The 22,994-nt window shown below is 44.1% G+C and carries 15 protein-coding genes and 1 pseudogene; 6 read left to right on the top strand and 10 right to left on the bottom strand.

The window, feature by feature from the left end:
- Positions 1–358: 358 nt before the first annotated feature.
- The 6 genes from ACO1R6_RS21035 to ACO1R6_RS21010 all read left to right on the top strand — a co-directional run bounded on the left by ACO1R6_RS21035 (position 359) and on the right by ACO1R6_RS21010 (position 10,674).
- Complete coding sequence (locus tag ACO1R6_RS21035; protein ID WP_486267080.1) at positions 359–970, top strand: RNA polymerase sigma factor; 612 nt, start codon at positions 359–361, stop codon at positions 968–970.
- A 327-nt stretch (positions 971–1,297) separates the two neighbouring features.
- Positions 1,298–2,338 (top strand): FecR family protein, encoded by a 1,041-nt coding sequence (locus ACO1R6_RS21030; protein WP_486267079.1) that lies wholly within the window; start codon positions 1,298–1,300, stop codon positions 2,336–2,338.
- Between the two features lie 118 nt (positions 2,339–2,456).
- Positions 2,457–5,939, top strand: coding sequence for a SusC/RagA family TonB-linked outer membrane protein (locus ACO1R6_RS21025; RefSeq protein WP_486267078.1), 3,483 nt, complete (start codon positions 2,457–2,459; stop codon positions 5,937–5,939).
- A 20-nt stretch (positions 5,940–5,959) separates the two neighbouring features.
- Positions 5,960–7,414, top strand: coding sequence for a RagB/SusD family nutrient uptake outer membrane protein (locus ACO1R6_RS21020; RefSeq protein WP_486267077.1), 1,455 nt, complete (start codon positions 5,960–5,962; stop codon positions 7,412–7,414).
- Positions 7,415–7,527: 113 nt separating this feature from the next.
- Positions 7,528–8,994 (top strand): BNR-4 repeat-containing protein, encoded by a 1,467-nt coding sequence (locus ACO1R6_RS21015; RefSeq protein ID WP_486267076.1) that lies wholly within the window; start codon positions 7,528–7,530, stop codon positions 8,992–8,994.
- A 414-nt stretch (positions 8,995–9,408) separates the two neighbouring features.
- Entirely contained in the window at positions 9,409–10,674 is a 1,266-nt protein-coding gene (locus ACO1R6_RS21010) for an alginate lyase family protein (RefSeq protein WP_486267075.1), read from the top strand.
- Between the two features lie 33 nt (positions 10,675–10,707).
- Here the strand turns inward: ACO1R6_RS21010 and ACO1R6_RS21005 are convergent, their stop codons facing one another.
- The 10 genes and pseudogenes from ACO1R6_RS21005 to ACO1R6_RS20960 form a co-directional block, all read right to left on the bottom strand.
- Positions 10,708–11,280, bottom strand: a complete 573-nt coding sequence (locus ACO1R6_RS21005) for a pentapeptide repeat-containing protein (protein WP_486267074.1) — start codon at positions 11,278–11,280, stop codon at positions 10,708–10,710.
- 171 nt (positions 11,281–11,451) lie between these two features.
- A complete protein-coding gene (locus ACO1R6_RS21000) occupies positions 11,452–11,649 on the bottom strand; it encodes a hypothetical protein (RefSeq protein WP_486267073.1) in 198 nt (65 codons plus the stop codon).
- Positions 11,650–13,071: 1,422 nt separating this feature from the next.
- Positions 13,072–13,644 carry a class I SAM-dependent methyltransferase gene (locus ACO1R6_RS20995; RefSeq protein WP_486267072.1) on the bottom strand — a complete coding sequence of 191 codons (573 nt, stop codon included), beginning with the start codon at positions 13,642–13,644 and terminating at the stop codon, positions 13,072–13,074.
- Positions 13,645–13,889: 245 nt separating this feature from the next.
- Positions 13,890–14,987, bottom strand: coding sequence for a glycoside hydrolase family 43 protein (locus ACO1R6_RS20990; RefSeq protein ID WP_486267071.1), 1,098 nt, complete (start codon positions 14,985–14,987; stop codon positions 13,890–13,892).
- 284 nt (positions 14,988–15,271) lie between these two features.
- Positions 15,272–16,648 carry a sulfatase gene (locus tag ACO1R6_RS20985; RefSeq protein ID WP_486267070.1) on the bottom strand — a complete coding sequence of 459 codons (1,377 nt, stop codon included), beginning with the start codon at positions 16,646–16,648 and terminating at the stop codon, positions 15,272–15,274.
- Positions 16,649–16,793: 145 nt separating this feature from the next.
- On the bottom strand, positions 16,794–18,857 hold the full coding sequence (locus ACO1R6_RS20980) for a hypothetical protein (protein ID WP_486267069.1): 2,064 nt from the start codon (positions 18,855–18,857) through the stop codon (positions 16,794–16,796).
- Between the two features lie 518 nt (positions 18,858–19,375).
- Positions 19,376–19,580, bottom strand: a pseudogene (locus tag ACO1R6_RS20975) (IS1 family transposase); the annotation flags it as partial.
- Positions 19,581–19,596: 16 nt separating this feature from the next.
- Entirely contained in the window at positions 19,597–20,607 is a 1,011-nt protein-coding gene (locus tag ACO1R6_RS20970; RefSeq protein WP_486267068.1) for a glycoside hydrolase family 5 protein, read from the bottom strand.
- Between the two features lie 272 nt (positions 20,608–20,879).
- On the bottom strand, positions 20,880–22,118 hold the full coding sequence (locus ACO1R6_RS20965) for an MFS transporter (RefSeq protein WP_486267067.1): 1,239 nt from the start codon (positions 22,116–22,118) through the stop codon (positions 20,880–20,882).
- A gap of 77 nt (positions 22,119–22,195) precedes the next feature.
- Positions 22,196–22,936 (bottom strand): 3-keto-disaccharide hydrolase, encoded by a 741-nt coding sequence (locus ACO1R6_RS20960; protein WP_486267066.1) that lies wholly within the window; start codon positions 22,934–22,936, stop codon positions 22,196–22,198.
- Between the last annotated feature and the right edge of the window lie 58 nt (positions 22,937–22,994).

The raw sequence follows: 22,994 nt of genomic DNA, 5'->3' as shown, positions 1-22,994 counted from the left end.
TAGGATTCCAACGTGAATCGCTTCCAGGTTTATTTTTTTATATTAACTATGAATATGTCACCTTTTCAAAATATTTTGCGAATTTTGTTGTAACTTGCCAAAATTAAATGTAAAATTTTCCTATGAGCTCATTATGGTGGTGAGAAAATGGAGATCACGACACACCTTTTCATCAATCTCTCTCTGTTAATTATTTTACTATTTATTAGATAACAGCTAGTTGTTGTTTGTAAATTAAATTTGTAAGCTGCTAAAAGTTTTCCTTAAGGAGGCTATTTATAAGTTAGCTGGTAAAAGCCAATATTCCTGAATCAGCTTTTTAATCCAAAGAGCTTGGGCTAAAGTTTGTATTTTTACTATGAAAGATTTTGACCCGAAAGTAACCGGTAATTTAGCTACGGCAGTTAAAGACGCGGCGGTCTGGCAATCTTTTAAAAATGGCGAAGAACAAGCTTTAACCTATATTTATAACCAAAATTTCGATTCGCTTTATACTTATGGCCTTAAACTAGCCAGCGAGCCCGAAATAGTAAAAGATGCCATCCAGAATTTATTTCTGCAGCTCTGGCATACCCGGCAAAATTTAAGCGATATTTCGTTTATAAAACCTTACCTGCTCCGGGCACTACGCAACCATATATTTATTTCTATTAAGCAGTCTAAAGAGCACGACGACGTAAAATTGGCTTTGCCCGAACCTGATAATGTTATTTTCCCGGAAGAGGAAATATTAGTAGAACAGCAAATTGCGCAAAAGCAAAGCCAGTCTATTACAGCCATATTGCCTAAACTTACCAAGCGCCAGAGAGAAGCCATAAACCTGAAATTTTACGAAGGATTGTCTTATGAACAAGTGGCCGAAATAATGGATTTGAATATTCAGTCGGTACGAAATCTGCTTTACCAAGCCTTAAAAATATTAAAAGAATATTTGCTCTCCTGCTTAATCTTAAGCTGGTTTTTAGGTTGAGAATAAATTATCATCTCTACTATCTGCTTTCTTTCAGCCCCTTCATTTATTCTTACGCCCAATTATATACTCACCAATTTTTTTTAATTCAGGAAAATCGAGAATCGATAAAATTTAGAATATTTTTAAGTATTTAAATATCCTTTATAATTATTTCTATTAAAACAGTTTTCGTTACTTGTTGTACGCATCAGTTGCTGGGTTTTTGTTAAATAATTTTCAGGCAGATTTCTTATTCCGGCGAAATAAAATGAGTATAAAATATGGGTATTGTTATTAAGTATTTGAAAGTCATTCAACCCATTTTAGCAGCCAAACTTAGCGCGGATGAATTTTGAAAATTACAGAACAGAAGACCTTATTTTAGAAGAAACCTTCCAGAAGTTTGTCCTGAAAGCCGACCCGGCAGCGGAGGCTTTCTGGCATAACTGGCTGGCCGTTAATCCAGATAAACAACCGGATTTTGATCAGGCAGTGGCTTTACTAATGCAACTGGAGGCGGGGCAGGAGCAAGTACCCGCTACGTACAAAGAAGAAGGCTTAAAGCGTCTTTTAGCTTCTATTCATAACCCGGAAGCAGCGGCCGATACTAGCCAGGAAGCCGTAGTGCGGCCATTGCCTGTGTACCGTGCAGCTTGGTTTAAAGTGGCAGCGGCCATTACCGGATTAATTTTGGTAAGCGTACTAATCCGGTTGGTAGTTCTTAATTATTTCTCTACTAAACAATACCATACGGCTTATGGTCAAACCCAAACCATTTTATTGCCCGACCAGTCTACGGTAATTCTAAATGGCAATACCACCATCCGGTACGCGGTAAACTGGTCTAAGAATGCACCACGCGAAGTTTGGTTAGCAGGCGAGGCTTATTTTTCGGTTAGGCATAAAGCCAATAACCAGAAATTTACGGTGCGCACCAAAGATGGCTTTGCAATTGAAGTGCTCGGGACTCAATTTTCTGTTACTGACCGCAAAAGCCACAACCGGGTGGTTTTAAACGAAGGCAAAGTAAAGGTGCAAATTCCGGAAAAAAGCATTGGCTCCCCCACGCAGTTAATTTTAAAACCCGGCGAGTTGGTGCAGTTTGGTAGTGGTAAAAAGCTGGTGCACAAAAAAGTAAATGCCGAAGCTTATGCTGCCTGGAAAGACAATGTACTGGTTTTTGAGGAAACGCCTTTAACCGAAATTGTGAGCACTTTAGAAGAAAGTTATGGCCTGCAGGTAAAAATAACCAATGCCGCACTGGCCGACATAAAAATAACCGGAGCTACCTCCACCACCGATTTAATCGGGTTTTTAAACGGTTTGGCCAAGCTCCACAACTTTAATATTAAACAGACTGGCCGGAATATTTATATCGGTCCTTAAGCGCCGGATCAACTTATTTAAATATGCATTACAAGCTTAACCAAGGGTAAATTTAGCTTACCCCGGCGATAGCTATGCCCTATATATCCAAAATATCCACCATTAATATTAAACTGCTATGAGAAGAATTTTACAACCGGCAGGTTACTTTGTATGCGTACTAAGTTGGTGCCTGCCCACTTATGCAACTGCCCAGAGTTACGCGGCTTTACGAGCCCCCCAGGTAGCTGCCCAAACGGCTCAAACGTCGGAAGCGTACGAAGCCCAGTTACGAACCAAAATTTCGCGGCTGGCTTCTAAGTTTAAAGTTTCTATTATTTATTACAAAGAGGGCGCCACCTTTAACCCGGCAGCGCCTAATCCGCCTGTCCGGCAGGTTAATCCGGTAGAAAAAGAATTAGAAGTTTTATTAAAAGACTCGCCGTACAAATTCGAGAAGGTAAAAAGCAATTTTTACATTGTGGTGCCCCATAAACCCGAGGCGGATAAACAAAGTAATCTGCCAACCTTTAATGCTGTAACCCATAGCTTGCCGGCTCCTACCAAAGCGGTTCTGGCTACGGTTACCGGTAAAGTTACTGATAAAAATGGGAGCGCTTTACCGGGCGTAACAGTTTTAGAAAAAGGCACAACCAATGGCACTACCACCGATACCGAAGGTCGGTATACGTTGCCAGTAGCCACCGAAACCGGTATTCTGGTATTTTCTTTTATTGGGTACACCACCCAGGAAGTGCCTTACAAAGGGGCCGGCAATTATAATGTAACCTTAACCGAAGACGCCAAAAGCCTGGAAGAGGTGGTGGTGGTGGGCTACGGCGTGCAGCAGCGGAAAGATGTAACCGGGTCCATTGCTTCTATCTCAGCGCAGAAATTAAAAGACCAGCCTTTGCCTAGTGTAGATGCCGCTATGGCTGGTCAGTTGCCCGGCGTGCAGGTGGCCCAAACTACCGGGGTACCAGGCGGCGGCCTTACCGTGCGGGTACGCGGAGCCGGTTCATTAAGCGCTGGTAATGAGCCTTTGTATGTGATCGATGGTTTCCCGGTTTCGGGTAGTTACAGCCAGACCACCAACCCGCTTAACACCATTAACCCCAACGACATTGAATCTATTGAAGTTTTAAAAGATGCGTCGGCTACGGCTATTTACGGATCGCGCGGTTCTAACGGTGTAGTAATTATAACCACCAAAAGCGGTAAGGCCGGTAAAGCCAAAATAGATTTAGATGTTTATACCGGCGTGCAGGAAGTGGCCCACAAAATGGATGTGCTGGATGCCCGGGGTTTTGCCGAATACATTATTGATACCCGCAACAACGCCTGGGTAGATGCCGGCGGTAAAATAACCGATCCCAATGCCACCCGCACCAACGCTATTTACCGGATTCCGGATGCCCTGCAAAATCCTGCTGCTCTGGGAAAAGGAACCGACTGGCAGGATGAAGTATTCCGGCGGGCTCTGATGCAAAACTACCAGGTAAGTTTTTCGGGCGGCAACGAGCGGGTAAAATATTTTGCTTCTGGTGGCTACTTTAAGCAAGACGGCGTGGTCATTAATTCTGATTTTGAGCGCTATTCTTTTCGGATGAATTTGGAATCGGAGTTAACCAAACGCTTAAAAGTAGGTATTAATTTATCGCCTTCTTATACCTTTAGCAATATTAGCGATGCCGAAGGCCACTGGAGCTCCGGCGCGGTTATTTTATCGGCGTTGTTAATGGCGCCGCATTTGCCGGTATATAACCCCGATGGTTCTTACACCACCGGTTTAGACTTAGGCAATGGTTTTAGTAGCATTGAAAACCCGGTAAAAACCGCTAAAGAAAAAGTAAACCAATACGGCCGGTTACGGTTGCTGGGTACCACCTTTGCCCAGTATAATATTACCGATAACCTGGTTTTTAAAGCCACCGTGGGTACCGATTTTAGAACCAGCCGGCAAAATACTTTTGTACCTTCTATTGTGGGCCGCGACGGCGCCCCGCCGCCATCTATTCCAACCGGTACGTCGGCCTCGTCGCAAACCATCAACTGGCTTACCGAATATACCTTAGCTTATAATAAAACTTTTGGTAAACACAGTTTAAACGGTTTGTTGGGTTATACGGTGCAAAAAGAAACCGGCGAAGGCAACAATGTGTCGGCGACCAACTTCCCGAATGATATTGTCCAGACGCTGAATGCTGGTATTATTAACGGGGGCAGTTCCGACCGCGACCAATGGACTTTGCTTTCTTACATTGGCCGCCTGAATTATGTGTTTGCCGACCGGTATTTATTAACGGCTACTGTGCGCCGCGACGGCTCTTCGCGGTTTGGCTCCGCTAATAAATGGGGCGTATTTCCCTCGGCATCTTTGGGCTGGCGGGCTTCAGAGGAGGCTTTCCTGAAAGATTACAGTTGGTTAAGCGAACTGAAATTCCGGACGAGCTACGGCATAACCGGTAATAATTTTATTGGCAACTATGATCACGTGGGTTTACTGGCCGAGCAAAATTATGTGTTTGGTGGCAAAGTGGTTAACGGGTTGCGCCCCAGCCGTGTGGCCAACCCCGATTTAGGCTGGGAAACAAACCACCAGTTCGATGCCGGAGTAGAGTTAAGCATTTACCAGAACCGCCTGGGCTTTACCGTAGATTATTACGACAAGCGCACTTCTAATTTATTGCTTAATGTGCCGGTACCAACCGTTACGGGTTACGCTACAGCCATCCAGAATATTGGTAAAATCCGGAACAGTGGTTGGGAGTTAGCCGTTAATTCGCGCAATTTTGTAAATGCCTTTACCTGGAGTACTGATTTTAATATTGCTTTTAACAAAAATAAAGTATTGGCTTTAGGGCCCGAAGGCGCACCTATTTTTGGTAATTACCAGCTTACCAGCAGCCACATCACGCAAATTGGCAGCCCCTTAGGTAATTATTACGGTTACCTCGTCGAGGGAATATTTCAGGATGAACAAGATATAGCAAACAATCCGCACTTTGCCGATTCGGCGCCTGGGCAGTTTAAATTTAAAGATGTAAGCGGCGATGGTAAACTAAGCGTCGACGACCGGGTAATGCTGGGTAATCCGTTCCCGGATTTTACTTATGGCTTAACGAATAATTTCTCTTTTAAAGGCTTCGACTTAAATATTTTGCTGCAGGGCGTGCAAGGCTTTGAAATATTGCACCTAGGCCGCCGCTTCTACGGCAATTACGCCGGTACCGCTAACTCCCTCGCCGATGTAACCAATCGTTGGCGTTCGGCCGATGAACCCGGCGATGGAAAAACGCCCCGGGTAAACCGCGATTTGGCCAAGTACAGCAGCAGCAATGCCAGCGCCAATATTTCGTCGCAGTTTGTAGAAGATGCCTCGTTCCTGCGTGTCCGGAATATTTCGCTGGGCTATAATTTTTCGCAAAACCTGGTCCGGCGCTTAGCTTCACGCAGCCTCCGGCTTTACCTGAGTATCCAGAATGCCCATACGTTTACCAAGTATACTGGCTATAACCCCGAAGTAAGTGTTACCGGAGCCAGCTCCTTAGAACCGGGCGTCGACTACGGCGGTTACCCGGTGCCGCGCACCTATACCATTGGTTTAAATTTAGGCTTGTAGTATTCTTAATGGCTATTCTCATGAAAAATAATCTAATAAAAGGCATGCTTTTTTTAACCGGTTTACTGGTTAGCTGCAACGAAAAATTTATCGATCTGGCACCTATCTCGCAAAATAACGTGGTTAATTTTTACCGCAATGCCGCCGATATAGAAATAGCGGTAAATGCCGCCTACGGCGCCTTGCAATATTCGGGGCAATACAATCTGGCCCTACACGAGGTGGGCGAAGTGCGGTCCGACAATACCGAAATATTAGATGTGCAAACCGGTATTGATGTGGTGCAGATAGATGCTTTTACCACTATTTCCAACAATGGCCTGCTCAATACCATGTGGGCCGATTCGTACCGCGGTATTCAGCAGTGTAATATTGTAATTGATCGTATTGGTGCAGTTAACATGGATCAGGCCCTGAAAGACCGCTACGTAGGTGAGGTTAAGTTTTTAAGAGCGCTCATGTATTTTAATATGGTACGCACCTTTGGCGATGTTCCGTTGGTTTTAACAGAAATTCAGAATGTAAAGGAAGGCTATACTTTTAAGCGTGAGCCGGTAGAAACGGTGTATACCCAAATAATTACCGATTTAACCGATGCTGAACCAAGCCTGCCGCTGAGTTATGCCGCCAAAGATGTTGGCCGGGCTACCCGCGGCGCGGCCAAAACGCTGCTGGGTAAGGTATATCTCACTCAAAAAAAATACGACCTGGCCCTTACCAAGTTAAAAGAAGTAATAGACCAGAATAATTACCGGCTATTAACCAATTATGCCGATATTTTTAAAACGACCAACGAAAACCACGCCGAATCGATTTTTGAGATACAATATACCAAAGGCGGTTTTGGTGAAGGCAGTCCGTTTAATAACCAGTTTGCGCCCCGCCAATCCGGCACTATTGTAAGCACCATTGGCGCCGGCAGTGGCTACAATGTGCCTACCCAGGATATGGAAAATGCCTACGAAGCCGGCGATTTGCGCAAAGATATATCTATGGCCAGCGGTTACCTGGATAAAGGCAAATTTGTAGCGCTTAAGTACGTGAAAAAATACCTCGATACGCCTTTTCAGGCCGGCGATGCCGATAACAACTGGCCTGTTTTACGCTACGCCGATGTGTTACTGATGTATGCCGAAGCCCTGAACGAAAGAGGTTTTGTAGCCGATGGCGAAGCGTTTACGCTCCTGAACCAAATCCGGCGCCGTGCTGGCTTACCCGTTAAAACAGCCGTTAATGCCAACGCGGCGCTACAAGTAAATGATCAGCAAGCATTCCGGTTGGCTATTGAGCAGGAGAGAAGGGTTGAATTGGCATTTGAAAACCACCGGTGGTTTGATTTGGTACGTACCGGCCGGGCCTTGGACGTAATGCGGGCCAAAGGATTTAATATCCAGGAACACCAGCTTTTATTTCCGGTGCCGCAAAGCCAGATCGATATCAACCCGCTGGTAATTAAACAGAATCCGGGTTATTAAAACTAAAATCTTACTTTAAAATAATAGCAATAACAGATAAGCAGGCGTGAATTTTCTCCTGTTACTGCCAAAGTCTTCTGAAATATTAGATCATTATTTTTAAATAATTACTTATGCCGAAATTTATTTTAATACTCCTTCTGGTTCTGATTTATTATCCGTTTAAAGTGCAGGATAACCCTTCGGTCACGCTCAATACCAAAGACGATGGCTACCGCGGTATCTGGTACAGCAACCAGCCTTCTAAAGACGAATACGTGTTTAAATACAGCGGTGGCCTGGGAACTTACCCGGCCAATCATTACCCGTTTTCGGTGTATGTGCCCAAAGTAAATAAAACGTTTTTCTGCTACGGCGGCTCCGACAAGCAAGGTAAAACTTTACTGCACGCCGTATCTTATTTTGATCATAAAACCGGTACCGTACCCCGGCCCACCATTGTAATGGATAAAAAAACCGACGATGCCCACGATAACCCGGTCATGAATATAGATGCACAAGGCTATATCTGGTTATTTTCTACTTCTCACGGCACCGGACGCCCTTCTTATATTCATAAAAGCAACAAACCTTACGACATAAGCCAATTTACTTTGGTAAATGCCACCAAGCAAGAAAATGGCAAGGCCGTACCACTCGATAATTTTTCGTACCTGCAAAGCTGGCACTTGCCGCAAAGTGGTTTTATTAATTTATTTACCCATTACGATGTAAACGTAGTGCCGGGCCAACCCAAAAAATCGCGGCGCACCATTAGCTACATGACCAGCCCCGACGGCGTAAAGTGGTCGGAGTGGAAAGATTTAGCCGCAATAGAAGAAGGGCATTACCAAACCAGTGGCCAGTTCGGGAAAAAAATTGCTACTTCTTTTAACTACCATCCGGTTACGGTGGGCGAAGCCGGTTTAAATTTTCGTTCTAATCTGTATTACATGGCTACTCAGGATATGGGTAAAACCTGGCAAACCGCCGATGGAAAAAGCATAACCTTGCCCTTACGCGAAATTAAAAATCCGGCTTTGGTAAAAGAATATCGTTCGGCTGGTTTAAATGTGTACATCAACGATTTAGCTTTTGATGCCCAGGGTAACCCCATTATTTTGTATATAACTAGCAAAGGCTTTGAAGCCGGCCCGGAAAAAGGGCCCCGGGCCTGGTATACCGCCCGCTGGCAAGGTAAAAGCTGGGAAATATTGCCGGTTGCCCAATCAGATAATAACTACGACATGGGCTCATTGTATATAGAGCAGGATGGCACCTGGCGCATTATTGCACCTACTACCGATGGCCCGCAAAAATATAATACGGGCGGCGAAGTAGTTATGTGGGTAAGCAAAGACAAAGGTAAAACCTGGAAAAGTACACCCATGACGGCCAATAGCCCCTTAAACCATTCGTATCCGCGCCGGCCGGTAAATGCCCACGATGATTTTTATGCTTTCTGGGCCGATGGGCACGGTCGCCAACCTTCCGAATCGACGCTGTATTTCTCGAATAAAAAAGGCGAAGTGTTTGTATTGCCCCGCGACATGCAAGGCGAAACGGCTAAACCCATGCGGCTAAAAACCGGAAATAAGTAAATGGCGGCTAAAAACGAATTAACTTAACCCAGCTTTTAATATTTGGTGACAAAAATTATTAAGTATTAGTACAAAATTAGATGGCTATATTTTTATTCAATCTTTCCGTCATTCTGGCAAGAATATTCTGGTTTACTTGTAGGTAACTCGCCAGATGCTTCCAGTAGGAAACGGGCAGATTGTTTCTTCTGTATTTATCCACTTACTTAATTTATAAAGGGCAAAGAAGAAACCTGCATGGGTAAACTTTTTTGCCCTTGTTATTTAGGTGTTGGCTAACTTAAAAGTGTATTATTTTATTTAACTTACCTGGGCAGTCTGCTCCCAGAATAATAGGGTAAGCCAATTATTATTTAACGCATTTGCGACAAGCTATAAGGTAAGGGGCAAATGCGATGGTTTAAAAGATAAAATATGTTAAAAAAATACTTTGCCCAGTTTAGATACAAGTATGTAAATGCCAGCTTATTGATTATTGGATTTCTGTTTTTTTGTATAAAAGTAGTGGTGGCCAAACCGGCAGAGGAAGTTCGGGTATTCTGGGCATTTATCCTGGACCCAGCGGCAATGCACGAAGCCAATTTAAAAATAAAAGCCGGTGATCCTACCTTTGTTGCTGCTTATAAAAATTTACTCGCCGAAGCCGATAAAGCCTTGCAAGCGGGGCCTTTTACCGTAATGCATAAACAGATTACCCCACCCAGCGGCAACAAACACGATTACATGAGTGTAGGGCCTTACTGGTGGCCCGACCCCCAGAAGCCCGCTGGGTTGCCCTACATCCGGCGCGATGGCGAAGTAAACCCAGAACGCCTGAAAAATGGCGACAATGATGCGTTAAAACAAATGCAGGATGCGGTTTGTACCTTGGCTTACGCCTATTATTTCAGCAGAAACGAAAAATATGCGGCCCACGCTACTAAGCTACTCCGGGCCTGGTTTCTCGATGAAGCCACCCGCATGAATCCGAACCTAAACTATGGGCAGGCCATTCCGGGTATTACGCAGGGCCGGGGCATTGGTATTATCGATACGCATGATTTGCCTTACCTAATAGATGCCGCAGGTATATTGGAGAATTCTAAAGCCTGGCGCCCCACCGACCAGCAGGCGCTGCAAAAATGGTTTGGCGAGTTCCTGACTTGGCTGGTAGAAAGCCCTTTGGGCAAAGACGAAGCCGATGAGCACAACAACCACGGTACCTGGTACGATGTGCAGGTAGTTTCTTACGCGCTTTTTTCCGGGAATAAAGATTTAGCCAAAAAGGTATTGGAGCAGGTTAAAACCCAGCGTATCGCCACCCAAATAAAACCAGATGGCACGCAACCCCACGAATTGGCGCGTACCTTGTCGTTTAACTACAGCGTGATGAACCTGCAAGCCCTTATGCACCTGGCCACAATGGGCAAACTGGTGGGCATAGATTTATGGCATTACACCACCCCCGACGGAAAAGGGATTAAAGCTGCCACTGATTATTTTTTGCCGCTGATAAACGGCGCCCAAAAATGGGAGCATCAGCAAATAAAACCAATTGATATTACCGCCGCTTTGCCTTTGTTTTTAAAAGCAGCCCGGCAGTTTCCCAATCCTAAATATGCGGTGGCCGTGGCAAAAATAGCGGCTGCGGGTAAACCTGGCAACAAAGCCTTTTTATTTAATCCTTTGCCTGGTAAATAACGGCTGCGCGAAGCCAGTACACGGGTTTAAATATTAACTAATCTGAAGGTCGTACTTATCTAGTAAACCGGCTAAACCTGAGCTGGAAAATTTGGCTTTTTTTAACCGGTTAATTTCCGGGTCAATCGAAAAATTAAAGGCATTCCGGAAGTCAGCTTTTTCTAAATTGGTTTGCCGGAAATGGGCCCGGTTCAGGTCGGTGCCGGAAAAGCTGGCCCCGGTTAAATTGCAATCGTTAAAAACGGCTTCTTTCAGGCTGCAGTCGTTAAACTTAGTGCCTTTAAGCTGTTTACGGGCAAAATTGCAAAAATCGAGCAGGCAATGGTTAAAATTGGCCGAAAAAAGAAAATCGGAACAGGCATTAAAATTAATGCCCAGCATTTTGCAGTAGCTAAAATGGGCGTTATCTAACTTAACCTGCGCGAGTTCAACCATGCTCATGTTACAGGTATCAAAAGTGCAATCGCTAAAGGTTGCGCCAACCAAAGTAGTACCGGTAAAATCGCAATGTTTAAAGGTACAATGGTTAAATTCTGCCCCTCTTAGGTTCTGGCCCGTAAAATAGACCTTGGTAAAAGTTTCCTGGTCGTGGAAGTGCTCCGGCATTGTTTGGTGTTCTGGTTTTTGCTACACCAAAACTACAAAGTTTACCTTAATATTAGCGACTGATTTTAGGTGTTTGTGCTAATCAGTTGCTCCAGAATACCTTTATAATTTAGAGCGAAATAAATAATTCTTTTACCAGGTTAACGCCATTGCGCGAGCAGGAAAAGGTATTTATTCGTTGATATAATATTTGTTGCCTTCTTCGTAATAAATAATATGGGCTACATGGTTGGTGCCGGTCCATTTCTCCTGTTCTTTCGGAAAAAAATATTCAATAAACGGGTCCTCGTTGGTATCTATTTTTGATTTATACCCGCCATAATAGCGGTTGGTAAACTGTTCGAATTCGGTTTGGGTAACTTCTCTCATAAAGTATAATCTAATAGTAAAAGCAGCTTTTAAATTTGGGGTAAGATACTGCTTAAACAAAGCTAGTGCAATTACCAATACTGCACAGGTAATTATAAATTAAACCATAGGAATATTTCCTATCCACGTTACACCATTCGCATTACTATAATTGTAGCAGCGGCTTATGGTTGCCTGGGTTTAGCCAGTTAAAGCAAATTTTTTAATTTACTTAGGTAACAGTTGGCTAACCTGGGTCAGGCAAGATTAAGCAGTTAATAAAATTGGTTTTTCAAGCAAATAATAGTTGTGGGGGAAAAGGGTTACTGCTGGGGGAAATACAATTTCTAATTATATAGTTAATTTAATATATTATAATAATTATATATAATTTTAAATCAGATATTATAAACATGCCTTCATTTTTATTAAAGTATTTTTATATTTTATGCTTAATAATTATTAACTTTAAATTCAGTTTTTAATAGGACTAACAGAAAATACGATTTTAAGAATAAACATAATTAAAATAATATACCATGACGTTTTTATCTTTTTTGAGCGTTTATACTTATACTTTTTCGGCTTTTGGCGAAAATTTATTTTTTGATAATTTTGCACTTTCTACTAAAATTTAGGGTTGGGGAGTAATCAGAGATGGCAATGGTAGGATTGATTCATACAATTTTTGATAATTTAAAAGTTGGAGATCTGAATAAGGAAGAAACCTTGGAATGTCTTTATTATGTAGATTACGTGATAGATAATGAAGAGAGCCCGGAGAGTTTCTTTAAATACCAGTTATATAAAATAAAACTGGAAGAGCGTTTAAAAGAAATAGTTAAATTTGAATCTGCCCAATAGAAAAAACATTACTCCTTTCTACTTTTTCTGGCTTAAGTATTTGTTTCTGTTGCCCGGCAAACCGGGTTAAAGAATATTTATGTCTTCCTTTTTGCCGATAAAAAGGAAATGCTTTTAGGCATCTGCCCTATAAAAGGCAGATGCCTAAAGGTTTATTTATCCTTAATCATTTATTGAGGAATATTTTCTTAGGCAGAGTGCTTGGTATTATTGCTGTCAGGTACTATTAAAACTATTTAGCCTTACGCCTGCAAAGCAGTTGGAGCGTTATACGTGGTGTTTTCACCAACTGTTATCTATTTTCTTGTCGGTGAAAACGCGTACCAATAAAAGGAAGTTTTGTACAGCCTGCCAGTTGAAAACTGGCCATTATCAGTGGACACAAGTTACGCTTCGCTAAACCTGCGCCAGATCGAGGTGACCCAAGCTGCAACCAGCCTGGGTAATCGGTAAAGCGTTTATGTATAAGCTGATTAAAGTAACTTTAATTAGGGCACTGATTAACTAATTGATATTGCTAAGTCGTTGGCTAAAGGTGCCGTTTACTTATTGCTGTGTGCAGCCAAGGGAATATTCTGGTTAAATTTTAACAGCGCTGTAATAATGGTTCCCGCTTTCTGCTACAAATGTTTCTAGCAAAGATAATCCAGATGCTGATAATACTTCTTGGTACGTTTTTGCTCCAAGTGATATAGACTGTTGCCCTGTTAATACATCTATCCACTCTGCTTTTTCATAAGGAGCCGTAAACAACAGTTTTCCTTCGGTTTTCAGAGCGTCGCTTATTTTTTCTATTAATCGAACCTGTTCTTCCTTGGCCATCAGAAACAGTAGCCCCCAGGAGATAATGCCGTCAAACTTTCTATTAAAGAACGAAGACTCCTCGGCTGGTTCGCATGCAATAGGTGAATTAGGGAAATGCTGCTGAAAAGCTTTAGCCAGCGATGGTGATGCGTCAACCCCATACACGGTCATACCTTCCTCTAGCAATGCCTGGGAGATGGGTAAACCCGTTCCGCAGCCCAAGTCCAGTATAGTAGAATTTAGCGCTAGTGTGCGGGCCCAGTTTCGCACAGGTGCTATACCGATGGTTTTACCACGAGCCTCGATAAAAGTTGCCGCTATGGCTTCGTAACCATTTGATTTATCCATTACTTATATTTAGAGAGAGTATCGTATTTATATATGGGAAGGATAAGGTTAAAGTTACCCAGGGCAATGGTAAATACCTTTGCCAGCGGTATTAGATAAGATTAAGGTTACTTTAATAAATAGGAGCTAGGTCGTTGAAATTGGTATAGAGTTTCTTTTAAATAAGCTTAAAGTATTTTAAAAAGAAAAGCCCCTGAACCAGGGGCTTTTTATGAACAAATTTTTTAATTGTTCCCTTTTCTAATTCATTGAGCTTCCGCAGCTTTTTCGCCGGAAGGCAATTTAAGGGGAACGCCGGCCGAAACAGGCTTGCCAAAATCCGGGGAACCATCTTTTTTCCAGGTAAATTTCTGCAATCTGATTCCCCGCTGCCACCCCGGCGTAGTCGATTTTTTTGCGTGGTAGTAAATCCAGTCTTCGGTATTATCCGGCGATTTGGTAAAGCTGCAATGGCCTACGCCAAAAACATCTTCGGTGCTCTGGAAAACCGGCCCGGATTTTTTCCAGTTAGCAGGGTCCATGGGGTTTAATGTGGTATCGGCTAAGGCCAACTGTGCCAGGCGGTATTCTTTCAGCCACGACTCGCGGCAGGAATAAATAATAAAAGCTTTTTCTTTTTTCCGGAGCAGTTCGGGGCCTTCGTTTAAATCCAGTTCGCCGCCGGTTTCCCATTCTTCGGTCGGCGACGATATTTTAACCCGGTTGCTGCTAATGGTATAGGGGTTGCTCATGCGGGCAATGTATAAATGCTGCTTGGTTTTATCAGTAGCAGCGTTTTCTTCCCAACCCGACCACACGGCGTATAGTTGCCCATTCATCCGGAACGGGCTTAAATCAATGGCCCATTTTACCGCGGCCGGGTCCTGTATATTATCGCCGGTATACAGCATGCCTTTGTCCTGGTAAGGGCCAAACGGGTCGGCGGTTTCCGACTCCAGCACTCCCGACCGTTGGTGTATAAACGGTGAACCCGGCTGACTGCCCGCCGCGTAATAAATATACCAGCGGCCGTTCATAAAATGGATTTCGGGTGCCCAAATATTGGCCCGGTTCCACCCGGTGGCGGGTGGCCGCCAAACAACTACCCGCTCGCCCAGCTTCGTTAATTTATCTGATTTAGAAACGTAAATGCCGCCCCTGCCGGAGCCGCAGGCATAATAAAAACCATTTACTTTAATTACCCACGGGTCGGCACCATCGGCCAACGGGTTGGTAAAATAAGTATCGGTGGCTAATGGTTTATTTCCGTTGGTTTTCTTTTCGGGTGCTACTGTACTGGTAGTGCAGCTCCAAAAAAGCGCGGCCGAAAACAAGCTGGCTAAAAATAATTTATGCAGGCGCATGGCGGGTTAATATTAGTGAGCAATGGATTATTAGGTGGAACTAAATAATTTTAGTTAGACTAATTCATTTAAGTTAGTAATAAGTATGTACATGCTGACTTTGAATTGCTTGTTGAAATCCGGACAAAGTTAGATTGATATACATTGGTATCTCATTTTGGTCATCTTGTAAAGGATCTTCGGTTTAAACTGCAAGTAATGCAATAGATGCTTCCGGCATGACAAGTTCGGATGATTTAATATATTTTGTTCTGGTACTTATATACAAAAACCTTAAAGTAAATTTATTTGGTGGCGCCGGTTTTAGTTTGCCAATCCAGTAGCTGGGTACTTAATTCTTTTACTTTGTCGGGATGTTTTAGGGCCAGGTTTATTTTCTCGCCGGGGTCGGATTGTAAGTTATATAATTCAGTGGCGTTGGTCGCGTAAAACTTAATCAGTTTCCAGTCTTTTTGCCGGATAGCGGCCGCCGAGGTACCACCCAAAAAATGCTTTTCTTCTAAGGGGTAATGCCAATACAAAGTCTCGTGGGGTAAGGTGGTTTTGGAGTTGGTTAATAAAGGTGTCAACGAGGTGCCCTCGAGCAGTTGTTGGGGATTTGGTTTAAGGCGGGCCATGTCCAGAATAGTAGGATAAAAATCGGTGGTAGTAACCGGTACCGGGCTCTGGCGGCCGGCTTTTATTTTGCCGGGCCACAGTACCAGCAACGGCACCCGTATACCGCCTTCGTATAGCATACTTTTGCCGCCGCGCAAAGGGGCATTGGTGGTAACAGCTTTGGCCCAATCCGATTCGCCGCCGTTATCCGAAGTAAAAATAATAATGGTATTATCGGCTAAACCCAGTTCAGTTAATTTTTGCCGGATTAAACCTACACCGGTATCAATAACCTCGAGCTGGGCCGCCAAATGCGGATTATTTTGCCGGGCCAGAGCTCCTTTACCGGCACCGGGTTTCCGTTCGTACTTTTCTACTAATTCTGGTTTACCAGCCAGCGCAGTGTGCACCGCATAATGGCTCAGGTACAGGAAAAAAGGTTTTTCTTTGTTGCGCTGAATAAATTCCAGGGCTTCGGCATTAGCGCGGTCTACGAGGTATTCTTTGCCCGGCAGTTTGGGTTTAATGTCTTTGTTAAAATGGTACGGATAGAAATAGCTACCCCAACCAATGCCTTCATTCTCCGAAATGATGGTTTCGGTAAAGCCGTGCTGGTTGGGGCCCACTTCCTGCGCACCAGCTTTGGCGTAACCCGTAAGGTGCCATTTACCTACAATACCGGTATGGTAGCCTTGTTTTTGCAGCAACTCCGGAAAAGTAATATGTGCCGTAGAAAGGTGTACCGATTCTTCGGGCCGGAGGTAATCGGTAATGCCAATCCGGGCCGGCGACTGGCCGGTTAGCAAAGCCGCGCGGGTAGGCGAACAAACGGGAGCCGCTGCATAGGCCTGGGTAAACAAAATGCCGTCCTGCGCCAGCTTATCCAGGTTAGGCGTTTCGTTAAACCGATTATGATAACAACCCAGTTCACTCCAGCCCAAATCATCGGCCAGAATAAAAATAATATTAGGCTGCGCGGACTTGGTTTTTTGTCGCTTACCGGTACCCGTAAAACCCAGGCCAATCAGGCAGCCAATAATAAGCAAAATGCCGGGTGTTTTCATAGCTGATTTAATTAAACTGCCTTAAGTGGGTGCTTAGGTAAATATTTGATTTTTAGAAGCAAATATTTTTTCGGAACACAGAATATTTGAAACTAAATTTTATTCTCCGGGCAGCAAGTTTATTCCCGAAAATATGCCCCATAAATTATTTTTTCTGAGTCAGGTAATTTTTTGCCCGGTCGTCGGTCAGTAATTCCCAGATAGAGGCTACCGTCCAGCCGGGGGCAAAGTGCAGGTTGTAAAAACCTTTGCCAAAGTGGCCGTAATCCCACTGGGTATGCTGCACCACCTCGGGGTAGTAGCCTTCTTTGGCAATGCCCACCATGTGGCCTTGGTACGGCAATAATTGTTCCCGCATAGAGCTCCGGATAACCTGGGCAAAATCAGCAAACCGTTGTTCTTGGGTTTCCTGGGCCAGCCATTTAAGTACTTCATCAAACTCAAAAATAAATACATCTATGTGGTTATTCTCTACCGATACGTTGCCCCAGCCCCGGCTTTTTAACCCAATATCGCCGAGCATCTGGCCGGTCGCAAACGGCACATCCCAAAGATAATACCACGATAAAGTAAAATAGGCCGCTTGCCGTGCCAGGTTTACGTAGCGTTGCTGTTCTTTGCCTTTGGTTACCATGGCCATGTAATACAGGGCCGTAGCTGCGTACAGCGAGGCTTCTTTGTCTTCGCAATTGGCATCGAGGGTAGACGAAAAATAATCGGATTTAGAAATAATTTCGCGTTCCTGGTAATCTATTACCTGGCGGGCAGCATTCAGGTAATTGGTATCGCCAAAATATTTAAAAGCCATAACCAATGGCAATACGGCCGAGGGAGAGCTGCCGCCGGAGCGATCGACCAGCTCCAGGTTATCTTTAAACTTACGCGGGTAACTGCCGTCGCGGCCCTGTAACTGGCGCATAATATCTAATAATTTCCGGAGGCGTTGTTCCCACTGCGGATGGTTCCGGCCCCGGCGCTTTTCGTAATCGAGGTAGAGCAATACGGCATAAACCCCTTCTGATTGCCGCCGGATAGAAAAAGTGGTTTCTTCGGTGTTCCGCTCGGCATTTACCACTTCCCGGAAAAAACCGCCCGGCGTAAAACCGTTTTGCTCGTAGGCGTTCAGGGTGGCATAAGCTATATTTTTTAGTTCGGGGTCGTTGTGCTGCTCGGCATATTCCAGGGCGTTAAACGCATTTAAAAGCACCCGGCCAATAAATCCTACTTCTAACACCTGTTTCTTTTCCGAAATATGGGTTTGCAGGTGAATACCCGAAAAGCCTTTCAGGTTGCCGGCCTCAACGTAAGATTGTTTAAAGAATTTAGTTAAAATGCCTTTTACCTGGTCGTCGGTAAACTTTTGGTCAGTTAAAGGTTTGGGCTGATACAAATCGTAAGAACGGGTCCAGATTTGCCGCATATAATCGGCGTAATCGGTGGCGGCAAATTTCATTAGGCGATAACGCAACGTAATGCGTTCACCTTTTTTCAGGGGCAGGAAGGTCGTTACGGGTGCCCCCAAGGTAAGTTTGCGGTAATAGGTGTGTGGTGCTTCGTGGTACGGAAAAGCAAAGGCCAGGTAACCTTTACCATTATCTTCGCCAAAGCCAATGGCCCCTAAGTTGGTGCTGCCGCTTAATACCACTTCGCCCTGGTTGTGTTGGGTCAGGGCTAGTTTGTCTATTTTATCGAGCCGGGCCAACGAGTAACTTATTTGCTTTTCCTGGTCGAAGATGCCGGCCAGTGGCGAGCTTAACCGGTCTTCCCGCACAATCCAGTTTTTACTTACCCGCACCGACGGCGCTTTGTCGGGAGAGCGTAAATTTTTCCGGTACCAAAAACCCGGCAGGTACATGAAAGCGGTATCGTAGTTAATTGTGGCAGCGGTAAATTTTCCTTGCAAACTGAAATAAGTATCGGCCAGGGCTTCTATGGTAATGGTTAATTCGGCAGCATCGTTTACCGGCTTAATTTCGCGGCTAATTTGCAGGGGAATATTTTTATCGGCTTGTAACTGGTTTTGCGCGCCAGTAGCTTTTAAATCAAATACTTCGGTAGGGTTGCCCGGCGATTTTACCAGCAACTGGTAACTTATATTATTTTGTAATTCGGATTCCAGGCCCTGGGCAGCCAGGTGTAAGCTACTTGCCAAAAGCAGGCACAGCAAAAAATAACGCTTTAAAGACACTATGGTTTGGGGTATTTGCATATAACAAAAGTTAAATGGTCGCAATTAAGCGGTTTAATTGGTAGTGCCTCAGTTTAAATTTTGGTAAAATATACTAGGGACTTGTTTCGTATTTTCCTAAGTGGGCTAACAACTGCCATTGGTGGTGGTATCACCGCCAATTTTTTAACTTTTGCCCGACTGCTTGCCGGTGAAAACACGCGGCCAGGGCAAACGTTCAGGCTACTTCCAAAACACTAAACAACTTCTAAGTGTGATTGTGTAAGAAGTTATTCTAAATATTTTTTAACCTCTGCACTCTGAATACCCTATATTTTAAAGACACCTTAAAATTTAAGCTTATGAGAAACAACATTAAAAAAGTGCGTCCTAGATTTTTTAATTGGGATAAATGTACAGATTGCTTAGAAATTACTAAAGATATATACAACTTTATTCCAAAAAATAGCGGGGAAGTCGTGGGCTAATTTGAATATTTATGTGAGGGATGCTATTGTAAAAGAAAAAGAGAACTAGGTATTGACTAAGGACTGGTTAATTTAAAAAAGAGGGTTGTCTGCCCTCTTTTTTAAATTAATCAAATTAACAATATCTTCTATCCTCATTAACCTTTTAGTTAATCCAGCCTCCATCGTGGGCGTTACCCGCAAGGATTTATGTGTTTTTCAAAGCAACAGCATAGCAATTGTTTTCCACCTTTTTTGAAAACACATTGGTAAGCCGGGTGAACTTATGCATGTGCAGAGAGAAAGAAGAAGCTTTACTGCGGATTTTTGGCTCTTAATTCGGCTCGTACAAATAACCCAGAAGGCGATAATTCGGCCTCGGACCAGTTGCCGGTAGCTTTGGCCTGGGGCTTTAGGGCAGCCGAAGCTTCGGCTTTGTCGGCCACCGACCAGTTTACCCAACTTATTTTATTCTGATCCAGAAATTGCCACCAGGTGCGGGTTTCCTGCTCATCTATATAACCATTGCCACTGGCTTCGGTAGTACCAAATTCGGTTACCATTAAGGCAATACCTTTGTTTAGCGCCCGCGCGGCCTTGTCGCGTAGTTCTTTTTTATGGGTAGCCGCGTAAAAATGCAAGGTGTAGGCAATATTGGTATCGGCAATGGGGTTTTGGGCGGCTTCTTCTACTTCCTGCGACCAATTACGGGTGCCGCAAATAATTAAATTATCGGGGTCGTGCTGCCGGATAGCGGCAATAATGGTTTCGGCGTAAGGCTTAATAACATTAGCCCAGGAAACGTTTAGAGGCTCGTTGTAAATTTCGTAAATAACATTGGGTTTGTTGCCGTAGCGTTTAGCCATCTCGGTAAAGAAGGCTTTTGCCTGTGCCGTGTGTTTTTCGGCTTCGTGGTCGTGCCAGTCAATAATTACATAAAGCCCCTGCGCAATAGCGGCATCTACTACAGTTATTACTTTTTGCTTTTCAACGGTGGGGTTTTGCAGGTACCCATCGTGATCGACGGCCATTGCCGCCCGAACCACGGTGCAGCGCCAATCGGATTGCAGCCATTTTACGGTGCCGACATTATAAAACTGGCCCATCCATTGGCTCCAGAAAAAAGACATACCCCGTAACTGTACGGGTTGGTTCAGGTGGTTTACTATGCGATTGCCTTTTACCTGTAATTGCCCGTGTTGGGCTACCGGCGAGGTGTTAGCTGCAGCTGGAGGTGAAGCTTTAGAGCAGCCAAAAGTTAATACGATTAAGCAGATAATGCCAGTGCTAATAACTAGCCCACACCGGTAAGCAGATTGCCACATGGTTACAAGGAGGTTTATTTATAAATATTACTCCTGAAAGCTACGGCAATATTTGCGGGCAACCGGGTAGCGTTTTATTATTTTTTAGGCCTGAAATGTTAATCAGCCTCTTTAAAATGGGAAAGGGCTGCTATTTTACGAGCAGCCCTTTCTTGGTGGTGGATAATATAGAACTAAGTTTTATTGGCAAGCCGGATTAAGGAATCCTGATTTTGCTTAACTAAAGACAGCCAATAGCAGCATATAAGCCGTACTGTACTTCTTTGCATAAATTAATGGTGCACGGCCATCTCCATCTCCTTGGCTTTCTTGGAATTTTTTTGCCAGAAGAACAGGATGGTAAACAGCACAATTAATATAGCCGGGAAAGCAATCATTTTTTGTAAAGTATCTTGCCCGGTAGCCAGGTCTAATGCGTTGCCGGTAAGTCCCTGGGCGGTAAATGCCGCTTTGGCGTTATCAATCCAACTGCCGATGAAAGGCTGAAAAATGGAAGAAGAGAACATACCCACGGCACCAATAATAGACATACCCAAGGCGCTGCTCAAAGGAACTCTTTGGGCAACCGCGCCCACCATTACCGGCCAGAAATAGCAATAGCCTAAGGCAAATATAACTGCTGCCACATACGCCATAGGGCCAGTTACCGTACTGAACATGTAAATGCCTATCGCGGAGAATATTGCACCGCCCAGCAGAACACCCGTTTGCCCAAGGGCGGCCACTACCGGACCGGCAAAGAACCTGCCTATGGTTACTAAACCAGCCGTAAGCGCTAAAATTAACATTGGTTCGGCACCGCTGCTACCCAAAATTATGCCTACCCACTGACCGGGGCCAAATTCAGTAATAGCCGTAAGGGCCATGCATACAATCAGGAATATATACAACGGGCTAAACATGGCTCTGAGGTTCTGGCCAATAGAGGTAGCTCCTTCCACCTTTGGTTTGGGGAAAGTTTTGCCAAAAAACAAGATGGCATAGGTAATAGCCGGTACCACAATAACCCACATTTGCGTTTGCCAGGAAAGACCTAAGTTGGTCATTAAATTAGAGATTAAAGAGCCAACCAGAATACCGCCGGGGAACCACATGTGGAACCTGTTCAGCATTTTATTCATTTTAACCCCGGAGTACATGTCAGCAATCATGGGGTTACAGGCCGCTTCGGTACAACCATTGGCAATACCAATCAAGAGCGTCGAAATAAGCAGGGTGGTATAGCCGCCAGCATAAATAGTTAATAAAATACCTAGGGCGTGGGCCACAAAGGCAATATTCATAATAATTCTAGGCCCCACGGTATGGTAAACCAACCCCCCGATAACCATAGAAATAGGGAAGCCCAAAAACCACATAGAGTTAATAAAACCCAACTGCTCGGCAGATAAACCAAATTCGGCTCCCAATTGCGGTAAAATACCTGCCCTAATTGAAAAGGTAAAGCCTGTAGTAATAAGAGCAAAACAACTCCCATAAAACAGAGCGCTTTTGTTAATGTTCTCGTTCATTCAATTTAGTGTTTAAAGTTTTAAAATGAGTAGTTTAAAACAACTTGCGTATTTTCTAGCAGTAGAAAGAATAAAAATTAAAGCTGACGGATCTTAATATTTTTATACCAAACTTTATCGCCGTGGTCTTGCAGGGCAATATGGCCTTTTTTAATGCGGCCGTAACCTGGCATGCTGGCAAATTTGCTGGCCTTTACCATGGCTTCCCACTCGGGGCTGCCTAATTGGTATTCTACTACTTTTTTACCGTTTAGCCAATGCTCTACGTGGCCTTTGTTAACTACTAATTTTACGGTGTTCCATTGGCCGGCCGGTTTAACCGCTGGGGTAGATAACGGAATCATGTCGTAATTGGCGCCCGCCTGGCGATTGCCGTTTTTGCCTTGTTTGGCGTCCGGGTGTCTTTCATCGTCGAGCACCTGCATTTCGGGGCCGGTGTGGTAGGTCGCTTTGTATTGCGGATCTTCCGACACATTATATATAATACCACTGTTACCACCTTCCGATATTTTCCAGTCCAGCATGAGTTCGTAATTTTCGTACTGGTTTTTGGTAATAATATCGCCGGCTCCTTTACCGTTAAGGGCAATGGCGCCATCTTCTATTTGCCAGGCTGCCGGTACATTGTCTTTCCGGAACCCACGCCATTGGTCTATCGATTTGCCATCAAATAAGAGAGTCCAGCCAGCGGCTTTTTCGGCTTTGGTTAAGGTATTATCGGTTTTGCTTTTGGTTTTGCTGGTTTGGGCCAGAACAGAATACCCTGATAAAACAGCCAAAGCCAGCAAGGCAATAAATTTTGCTTTTTGTAAGCTCATTTTTTAGTTGAATAAAGATAGATAGTTAAACGGAAGACCAAATTTGTTTAAAAATAAA

This window comes from Adhaeribacter sp., from assembly GCF_057359045.1.
Note: the sequence above shows the minus strand (reverse complement) of the source record. Positions and strands in the feature narration are given on the sequence as shown.

Coding starts and splice junctions, on each gene's coding strand:
- ACO1R6_RS20970 (WP_486267068.1), bottom strand. CDS start 20,607: ATGTGGCAATCTGCTTACCGGTGTGGGCTAGTTATTAGCACTGGCATT.
- ACO1R6_RS21000 (WP_486267073.1), bottom strand. CDS start 11,649: ATGAGAGAAGTTACCCAAACCGAATTCGAACAGTTTACCAACCGCTAT.
- ACO1R6_RS20990 (WP_486267071.1), bottom strand. CDS start 14,987: ATGCGCCTGCATAAATTATTTTTAGCCAGCTTGTTTTCGGCCGCGCTT.
- ACO1R6_RS21020 (WP_486267077.1), top strand. CDS start 5,960: ATGAAAAATAATCTAATAAAAGGCATGCTTTTTTTAACCGGTTTACTG.
- ACO1R6_RS20965 (WP_486267067.1), bottom strand. CDS start 22,118: ATGAACGAGAACATTAACAAAAGCGCTCTGTTTTATGGGAGTTGTTTT.
- ACO1R6_RS20985 (WP_486267070.1), bottom strand. CDS start 16,648: ATGAAAACACCCGGCATTTTGCTTATTATTGGCTGCCTGATTGGCCTG.
- ACO1R6_RS21030 (WP_486267079.1), top strand. CDS start 1,298: ATGAATTTTGAAAATTACAGAACAGAAGACCTTATTTTAGAAGAAACC.
- ACO1R6_RS20995 (WP_486267072.1), bottom strand. CDS start 13,644: ATGGATAAATCAAATGGTTACGAAGCCATAGCGGCAACTTTTATCGAG.
- ACO1R6_RS20960 (WP_486267066.1), bottom strand. CDS start 22,936: ATGAGCTTACAAAAAGCAAAATTTATTGCCTTGCTGGCTTTGGCTGTT.
- ACO1R6_RS21025 (WP_486267078.1), top strand. CDS start 2,457: ATGAGAAGAATTTTACAACCGGCAGGTTACTTTGTATGCGTACTAAGT.
- ACO1R6_RS21015 (WP_486267076.1), top strand. CDS start 7,528: ATGCCGAAATTTATTTTAATACTCCTTCTGGTTCTGATTTATTATCCG.
- ACO1R6_RS21035 (WP_486267080.1), top strand. CDS start 359: ATGAAAGATTTTGACCCGAAAGTAACCGGTAATTTAGCTACGGCAGTT.
- ACO1R6_RS20980 (WP_486267069.1), bottom strand. CDS start 18,857: ATGCAAATACCCCAAACCATAGTGTCTTTAAAGCGTTATTTTTTGCTG.
- ACO1R6_RS21010 (WP_486267075.1), top strand. CDS start 9,409: ATGTTAAAAAAATACTTTGCCCAGTTTAGATACAAGTATGTAAATGCC.
- ACO1R6_RS21005 (WP_486267074.1), bottom strand. CDS start 11,280: ATGCCGGAGCACTTCCACGACCAGGAAACTTTTACCAAGGTCTATTTT.